An 8,721-nucleotide genomic window follows, 5' to 3' on the forward strand; every position below is an offset into this window, starting at 1 on the left:
AGATACCAAGCGCACAGGGCGTGCATCTGTGAAAGTGTTATGGAAAGGATGGCTTAAGTTACAAGCCATCCTGGAAGGCTACGATTTAGCAAAATCTCTTGAGTCAGACTTGTGATCAAGAGACAGCTAAAATAGCGGCTTTTTTATGTTTGTTAAACTTTAAAGGTTAGTAATAAATCGTTCACTCTACGTGAGCCTTCAACAAGCTCAGCTGCACCTTTTGCCACATTAAAGCTTAAACTTAAGTTGTTATCGCCAAAGTCTTTAATTTGCGAAACATTATTACTAATGTCGTTACTAACCATTTGTTGCTCTTCTGCAGCGGATGATATTTGTATTGCTAAGTGAGATATTTCACTGATTTGGATAAAAATCCCCTCAAGTTCAACTTGGGTTTTATCGGTTGTCAAAACACAGTTATCGGCTTGTGCTTTAGTGCTTTGCATTACTTTGGACCAGCTAAATAAAGTGTCTTGTATTTCTTTAATAGAACTGTGGATTTGTATTGTAGCATTTTGAGTACGTGACGAAAGAGTCCTTACCTCATCGGCGACTACAGCAAAGCCTCGCCCATGTTCTCCTGCTCTAGCTGCTTCAATCGCTGCATTAAGAGCAAGTAAGTTAGTTTGATCGGCAATTCCTTCTATTTCACTCATTACCTTACCAATTTTATCTGCTTCAGTGGCTAAGCTGGTGGCTGTATTTGCTGCTTGTTCTACTTGAGAAGCTAAGTCAGATACCATTTTACTATTATCTGCAATGTGGTCTTTTATCTCTGAGCAACTTTGATGGGTGTTATTCACTTTATCAGCTGTTTGAGCTGTATTTACTGATATTTCACCAATGGTAGAGCTCATTTGGGTCATCGCTGATGCAATTTGCTCTAAACGCTCCCCTTGTGAAGAAATGCCTTCTTCGGTGAGTGTTGATTGTTTGTCTAAATCAGTCGCGATGACATTAAAGCTTAATGTTGAGTCTTTCATACGACCAAGAACCGTGCGTAGTTTTGCGCTTAGCATTTGCTCTCTATAATCACTTACACTGTGCGGTGTATGGCCGCTGTAAATATAACGAGAGATTGAATCGGCTTTTGCTTTTTGTTCGCGTAATATTTTAGGGGTAACAATGAGTTCGTCATAATTTAGCACAATAACTAAAGCACAAATAAATAGGCTAATTGCAGCAATGGTGATTGATGCCGCAACAGCAATAAAAATCAGCCAAAATAATAGGCTTATAAAAGTAAGGCTTTGTCGTATTGTGGTGTGTTCTCGTAGTTTAAATAATGACTTGTTGGTATTTATTTTGTTGTAAAGTGTTTGTGCACGTTGCTTAAGTTGAGAGCTTGCTTTGGTTCTTACAGATTGATAACCAACAAGTCGGCCATGTTCAAAAATGGGGGTTACAAAGGCATCTACCCAGTAATAGCGGCCATCTTTACAGCGGTTTTTAACCATACCGCGCCACGAGTGTTCTTGTTTTAATGTTGCCCACATTTCTTTAAAGGCTGCTTTTGGCATATCAGGGTGGCGCACGATATTATGATGCTGACCGATAAGCTCTTGTGCGCTATATCCTGCAACAGCACAAAACGCTTGATTGACGTATGTTATTACACCTTTAAGATCAGTAGTGGAAACCAGCTCTTGTGATTCATCAAAGTATACTTCTTCATTTTTTAAGCTTTTATCATTGTGCATTGTGTTTATTATCATCCTTTATTGTTGCAGTCATTATATTGCTTACACACTACAAAGCAAAAAATAGCGTCTTTCCTTCTATGCTCATAAGACAAATGATTGTATTTATTGATCTAGATCAAGTTTAAATACCAGACAGCTAAATTGAACTGATTTTGTATAAGTTCCGGTCTATTACTATAGGCTGATATTTTACTTATTTGATTTATAATTAAATACGTATTTAAAGCATTTGTATAATGCACATAGCAATGGCAATATTACGACTTAATATAATGATGTTGGTCATATTAAGCGCATGTATAAAGTGGGGAAATAATTATTAAATTTGAAAGTTATATAGTTCTTAGCAATTTATACCAGTTGCATTAAATAAGTGATCTATTATAGCGCTAAGAAAATAGCACAATAGCACGTCGAAAATTATGACATATAGTTGTTCTATATGAATAATTTTTAACGCAGTCAGTGCGCTATTTAATGCGATACAATGATCATATTTTCAATAAAAATTGGTATTAATCTTGAGTCTAAGTAATTAGTCCCCATAACCTTATGATTAAGCCACGTGGCCCGAGGAAAGATTTTTTGACAACACATGATTTAGCTAACGCACTTGAAGCGTTATCAGTAAATGAGCACCAACATGCAGTTAAAGGCATTAAACGTGGCATAGAGCGAGAGTCGCTGAGAATACAAGAGAATGGTGCTATATCACCTAAAGGCCACCCAGAAGGGGTGGGCAGTGCATTAACTAATGGCCATATCACAACTGATTTTTCTGAATCTTTACTTGAATTTATTACTCCAGTTAGTGAGTCGTCAACGCAAACTCTTAAGCAATTAAAAGATCTTCAAAAGTTCACTCTAGAAAAGATGGACGATGAACTGCTTTGGCCTATTAGTATGCCATGCTTTATTGAACACCAAGATGATATTGTTTTAGCTCAATTTGGTAGTTCAAATACTGGTCAAATGAAAACACTATACCGTGAAGGATTAAAAAATCGTTACGGAAGTATGATGCAAGCAATTGCAGGTGTTCACTTTAATATTTCATTCCCAGATACGCTTTGGCAATCGCTTCATTCGTTACAAAAAAGCAATGCAAGCCTTCAAGATTTTATTTCAGAAGGTTATTTAGCGCTTATTCGTAACTTTAAACGCGAACTATGGCTAATAAGTTACATGTTTGGTGCATCGCCAGCATTGTGTAACTCATTTTTACAAGGTCGAAAAACCGATTTACCATTTAAAAAACTAGGTAAAGGTACACTTTACTTAGAAGTTGGTACGGCACTGCGTTTAGGCAATTTAGGTTATACGAATAGCGCTCAGTCGTCACTACGCGTAATGTATAACTCGTTAGATGAATATGTAGCAGGCCTTAAAAAAGCAATCAATACACCATCAGAAATTTATGGTGATCTTGATGACTATAAGAGTGAAAACCCTAAGCAGTTAAATAAAAATATTCTGCAGATTGAAAACGAATTTTACTCGCCAATTCGTCCTAAGCGTAATGCTAAAAGTGGCGAAACGCCAACGGATGCACTGCTTCGAGCAGGCATTGAATACGTAGAAATTCGCGCATTAGACGTTAATCCGTTTAGCGAAGTTGGTATTGATATTGAGCAAATTCACTTTTTAGATGTGTTTTTAACGTATTGTTTATTAAAAGATTCAGCTCCAATGGATTGGAAAGAACAAGCACGCAGTACTGAAAACCTCGACACAGTAGTCAATCAAGGTCGAGAAGAAGGGCTAATGCTTAACTTTAATAACACACAGCGTAGTCTTCAGTCGTGGGGCGATGAAATATTTGCACAGCTCACTGATGTCGCTAAATGGATGGATAATGCTTATGGTGTTAATTATTACTCCGATACTATAAAGCGCATGGCAACGTGGGTGCATAATCCAGAGCTTACTTATTCTGGACGTTACGTGTCGCAATTAAAAGAGTCTGGTTTAGACAACGGTCACTTTGCACTAGCACTGGCTAATAAATACAAACAAAGCCACGCAGACACTGATTACAGTGAGTTTTTAAAGCCTTGGCTGGAACAACAAGTTGTAGAGTCTAACGAAGCACAAACTGCAATTGAGCAAGCAGATACTCAGTCATTTACCGCTTTTTTAGATGCGTATTTTGGCGGTAAATAATCTTAATACTTAGTAAAATTTAAGCAAAAAAACGCAGCCTAAGTAGGCTGCGTAAATATATATTCAGGGATGAACTAATGCTGTACTGCTGCATTCATTGAGTCAGACCCACACTTTTTAGAAAAGTTCTGTGAGATCTTAGAAAAATGAAAAAAAATGCAATTATCCTATCTCTCGCCATTACTTTAGCCGGTTGTGCTACAGCGCCTCCAAAGCAACCTAACGATTTATGTAAAATCTTTGAAGAAAAGCCAGATTGGTATTTCGACGCAAAAGATGCACAAGAAAAATGGGGTTCTCCCAAGCATGTACTCATGAGTATGATGTACCAAGAAAGCTCATTTAAGCATGATGCCGCTCCGCCTATGGAGTACTTCTTATGGATAATTCCTACCGGTCGCGCAAGTGATGCCTATGGTTACTCGCAAGCTAAAACACCAACATGGTCTGATTATATTCGTGAAACAGGCAACAACGGTGCTGATAGAGACGACTTTGACGATGCAATCGACTTTATGGCGTGGTTTGTTTATAAAACGCATAAAGTAAATAAAATATCTAAATGGGATGCTTACGGACAATACCTTAATTATCATGAAGGTTGGGGTGGGTATAAGCGTGGCACGTACAAAAAGAAAAAGTGGCTAATGGGTGTTGCGAACAAAGTTAAGTACAGAGCTAGCCGTTATGGTGCGCAATTAAAACACTGCGAAGAAGAGCTTGATAAAGGTTGGTTTGAACGTCTTATATTTGGCTAGATAGTTATTAATGGATATAAAAAAGGAGCCAATTGGCTCCTTTTTTATTTAGCGAGAACGCTTATTTGGCAGTATCTTCACTTGTTTTATCATATTTTCTTTTACTTCGAGTACTTCAATAGGATATCCCGCGATACGCAAACTAATATTTGCATCAGGAATATTCTCCAAGTATTCAACAATTAAACCACTCAGAGTTTTAGGTCCATCTAGCGGAAAATCCCAACCCATTTCTTTATTTAAATCGCGTACGTTAGCGCCGCCATCCACAATACATGAGCCATCAGTTTGTGTTTCTACTTCTTCGCTTGGCGTACGAGTTTGCGTCGTTGTAAAATCGCCAACAACTTCTTCTAAAATATCTTCTAGGGTCACTAGGCCTTGGATGTCGCCATACTCATCTACCACTAAGCCTATGCGTTCTTTAGATTGCTGAAACTTTAATAGCTGAGTATTTAGTGATGTTCCTTCAGGGATAAAGTAAATTTCACGTACAGCTCTTAGCAAAGATGGTTTATCAAATTGCTCTTTTGTAAGTAGACGAAGCGCATCACGTGAGTGAATAAAACCTACTGCATCATCTATGTTATCGCGATACAACAACACGCGAGTATGTTGTGCATGGGTAAGTTGGCGACTAATTAGTTTCCAATCGTCATTAATATCAATGGCCACAATTTCGTTTCGTGGGATCATAATATCTTCAACGGTAACTTGTTCTAAATCTAAAATTGAAGTCAGCATACTTTGATGACGTGCAGGAATAAGTGCACCGGACTCATTGAGTACTGTTTTTAATTCTTCTTTACTCATGCTGTGTTCGTCGATTTGAGCGGCACTAATACCAAATAATCGCAATATCCCGTTGGTCATCCAGTTAACGATAACAACAAAAGGAAAAAGAATTTTTAGTAACCCTTTAAGTATTATTGAGCTTGGAAAAGCAACTTTTTCAGGGTAGAGGGCAGCAAGGGTTTTAGGTGTTACTTCTGCAAATATAAGCACAACTAGAGTTAACACACCCGTTGCTATAGCAATACCTAGGTCACCGTAAAGGCGAATACCTATAATGGTAGCAACTTGAGCTGCAGCTATATTGACAAGATTATTACCGATTAAAATTAAACCGATGAGCCTATCTGGACGGCTAAGTAATTTACTGACTCGTTTAGCTGCACGATGATCCTCTTTAGCGAGGTGTCGCAGGCGTATACGATTGATTGACATAATTCCGGTTTCTGAACCAGAAAAATAAGCAGAAAAAAGCACCAAAAAACCTAAAATGATAAATAGGGTACTTGTCGATATGTCGTCCAACGATGGATCCTTTTCTTATAAATCAATGCGTATTAAGCTAGAGTGAGCAAGCAGAGTCAAGTTAAAACTTATTTAGTATCACTTCTTGTATGAAACGGCTGCCAAAATAAGCGAGTGTGAGGACAAATGCAGCGACCATGATTGTAATAACCACCGGTTTACCGCGCCAACCCTTTTTCATATGCCCGATAGCTACAACGGCAAAAATAGCCCACGCAACTAACGATAATATTGTTTTATGAATGAACTCTTTAGCGAACATTCCATCAAGAAATACAAACCCTGAAAGTAATGCAAATGTGAGTAATATAGTGCCTAAATTAAGAAGTTGGTAAAGCTGGCGCTCCACAACCATTAAAGGCGGAAGGTGGCTGTGCACAATTGCTAAATCTTTACGTTTTAAACGTTTATCAATAAAATAAAACTGTACACCATATAAAGTAGCAATAATTAAAATACAGTAGGCTAACAAAGATAAGGAGATGTGCGTTACTAAACCCACCTCAATATTAATACTTTGTAATAAAATATGATGAGGAATAAATAAACTGGCAATGGTTAGTAAGGCACCAAAACCATAAACAACGGGCAACAATAAAGTCGCAGGGAATTTTAGTGAGACAGCCGTCACCGAAACTACAATCACCCAGCAGGTCAAAAGAGCGACGTTTACGATACTTAAATCTTGACCGTCGGCTCTAAAAACAGAGTTAACTAACAGCAGCATATGCGCCACTATAGCAACCGTGCTTAAAATAACGGTTACTTTTTGGCTAGGGCCTTGTTGATGAAACAGGCGTGAAAGCACGTGAGACGTTGCTAACACATAAAATAAACTGGCAATAATAGTTAAACTAATAATCAGCATTGTGCTTGGGCCACTTAATTTGAGACAAAATAATCCTTGTTGTTATATAGCCATTGTATTTTATAGCAAAGCAAATGCATAGACCTTAAAAAAAGAAACTCAACAAGGTGCACTTGAACACTATATTGTAAGGCGCCATATACGGTATACTACTTTTAATTGAAACTTAATAAGTCAATCTAGGTTAATTGAAAAATCAAATTAACCGTAAAATTTAAATGGATTGATATAAACGTCTTATCGGAACCGTTACATGTTTGAGAACCTCCAAGAACGATTAGGTAAAACCTTAAAAAATATCAGTGGCCGTGGCCGTCTGACGGAAGACAACATAAAAGACACACTTCGCGAAGTGCGTATGGCATTTTTAGAAGCCGATGTGGCATTGCCTGTTGTTCGCGAGTTTGTAAAACAAGTTAAAGAACGTGCAGTTGGGGTTGAAGTTACAAAAAGCTTAAGCCCGGGCCAAGTATTTATAAAAATAGTGCGTGAAGAACTAGAAAAAGCAATGGGTGAGGCTAATGAAGAGCTAAGTCTAAATGCGCAACCGCCAGCCGTTGTAATGGTAGCGGGTCTACAAGGTGCGGGTAAAACCACCAGTGTAGCTAAGCTTGCTAAGTTTTTAAAAGAGCGAAAAAAGAAATCAGTACTTGTAGTAAGTGCCGATGTTTATCGTCCTGCGGCTATTAAACAGCTAGAAACGCTTGCAGCAGAAGTTGATGTTGATTTTTTCCCAAGTGATATTTCGCAAAAACCAGTTGATATTGCAACCGCTGCAATTTCACATGCTAAAAAGAAATTTATAGATGTAGTACTTGTTGATACTGCAGGTCGTCTACATGTTGATAGCAACATGATGGATGAAATTAAAGATCTTCATAAAGCAATCAATCCAATTGAAACCTTGTTCGTTGTTGATGCAATGACAGGTCAAGATGCGGCGAATACAGCTAAAGCATTCGACGAAGCATTACCACTTACCGGTGTTATATTAACAAAAACCGATGGTGATGCACGTGGTGGCGCAGCTTTATCGATTCGTCATATCACTGGCAAGCCTATTAAGTTTATGGGTGTGGGTGAGCGAACTGACGCACTTGAGCCTTTCCATCCAGACCGTATAGCGTCGCGTATTTTAGGCATGGGTGATGTACTTTCATTAATCGAAGAAGTCGAAATGAAAGTAGATAAAGAGCAAGCTGCTAAAGTTGCTGAAAAAGTATTTAAAGGTGCCGGTTTTACCCTTGATGACTTTGCTGATCAATTAAAGCAAATGAAAAACATGGGTGGCATGATGTCGATGCTTGATAAGCTCCCTGGTATGTCTAACTTACCAGATGCTGTTAAAGGCCAAATGGGTGACAAAACATTTATCCAAATGGAAGCTATTATTAGCTCAATGACTAAAAAAGAGCGTGCACGTCCAGAAATCATCAAAGGTTCGCGTAAAAAACGTATAGCAGCAGGCTCTGGTACACAAGTACAAGAGATTAATAAGTTGCTTAAGCAGTTTACGCAAATGCAAAAAATGATGAAAAAGATGAAAGGTAAAGGCGGCATGACTAAAATGATGCGCGGTATGAAAGGCATGTTACCACCTGGGATGATGGGTGGCGGTGGTCCTAAGTTTTAAAAAATACTTTTGAGTTATTTTTTAAAATAATAGCGAATCATATTTAAAGGAGCAAATAGCTTAATGCCGATCAGTTAAGAAAATGACCGGTTGACCGGTTGACCGATCCAAACGATCATGCAAAATCCGTAGTTAGGAAACTAACTACGGATTTTTTTGTGAATATAGAACAAGCACTGCAAGCAACACTTGAAGAAAGCAGCCGATACCATACCTTTGAAAAATTATCAGAAATTCTTGACCCTGAAATCATTGAACAAGGTTTTCAACAAGCAGGGA

6 protein-coding genes are annotated in these 8,721 nt (G+C 38.1%); 3 read left to right on the plus strand and 3 right to left on the minus strand.

Annotation, left to right across the window (positions count from 1 at the left end):
• Window positions 1–152 precede the first annotated feature (152 nt).
• Complete coding sequence (locus H4J63_RS18955) at window positions 153–1,700, minus strand: PAS domain-containing methyl-accepting chemotaxis protein (protein ID WP_182197978.1); 1,548 nt, start codon at window positions 1,698–1,700, stop codon at window positions 153–155.
• A gap of 588 nt (window positions 1,701–2,288) precedes the next feature.
• On the opposite strand from H4J63_RS18955, the gene gshA reads away from it, so the two are divergent.
• Together gshA and H4J63_RS18965 are read left to right on the plus strand one after the other, a co-directional pair.
• Window positions 2,289–3,866 carry a glutamate--cysteine ligase gene (gene gshA, locus H4J63_RS18960; protein WP_182197979.1) on the plus strand — a complete coding sequence of 526 codons (1,578 nt, stop codon included), beginning with the start codon at window positions 2,289–2,291 and terminating at the stop codon, window positions 3,864–3,866.
• Between the two features lie 146 nt (window positions 3,867–4,012).
• A complete protein-coding gene (locus H4J63_RS18965) occupies window positions 4,013–4,624 on the plus strand; it encodes a hypothetical protein (protein ID WP_182197980.1) in 612 nt (203 codons plus the stop codon).
• A 48-nt stretch (window positions 4,625–4,672) separates the two neighbouring features.
• On the opposite strand, the gene H4J63_RS18970 is transcribed toward H4J63_RS18965, so the two are convergent.
• Complete coding sequence (locus H4J63_RS18970; RefSeq protein ID WP_182197981.1) at window positions 4,673–5,941, minus strand: HlyC/CorC family transporter; 1,269 nt, start codon at window positions 5,939–5,941, stop codon at window positions 4,673–4,675.
• A gap of 61 nt (window positions 5,942–6,002) precedes the next feature.
• On the minus strand, window positions 6,003–6,809 hold the full coding sequence (locus H4J63_RS18975; protein WP_024593585.1) for an inner membrane protein YpjD: 807 nt from the start codon (window positions 6,807–6,809) through the stop codon (window positions 6,003–6,005).
• 253 nt (window positions 6,810–7,062) lie between these two features.
• Here H4J63_RS18975 and ffh point away from each other — a divergent pair, with 253 nt between their 5' ends.
• The gene (gene ffh / locus H4J63_RS18980; protein WP_165744205.1) at window positions 7,063–8,442 is read left to right on the plus strand and encodes a signal recognition particle protein; all 1,380 of its coding nucleotides are present in this window, start codon (window positions 7,063–7,065) and stop codon (window positions 8,440–8,442) included.
• The last annotated feature ends 279 nt before the right edge of the window (window positions 8,443–8,721 follow it).

The sequence above is a fragment of the Pseudoalteromonas sp. 5Ae-yellow genome (genome assembly GCF_014077565.1).
Taxonomy (GTDB): domain Bacteria; phylum Pseudomonadota; class Gammaproteobacteria; order Enterobacterales; family Alteromonadaceae; genus Pseudoalteromonas.

What these genes read in the sequence shown, in the direction of transcription:
- H4J63_RS18975 (WP_024593585.1), bottom strand. Translation starts at nt 6,809, where the DNA reads ATGCTGATTATTAGTTTAACTATTATTGCCAGTTTATTTTATGTGTTA.
- ffh (WP_165744205.1), top strand. Translation starts at nt 7,063, where the DNA reads ATGTTTGAGAACCTCCAAGAACGATTAGGTAAAACCTTAAAAAATATC.
- H4J63_RS18955 (WP_182197978.1), bottom strand. Translation starts at nt 1,700, where the DNA reads ATGCACAATGATAAAAGCTTAAAAAATGAAGAAGTATACTTTGATGAA.
- H4J63_RS18965 (WP_182197980.1), top strand. Translation starts at nt 4,013, where the DNA reads ATGAAAAAAAATGCAATTATCCTATCTCTCGCCATTACTTTAGCCGGT.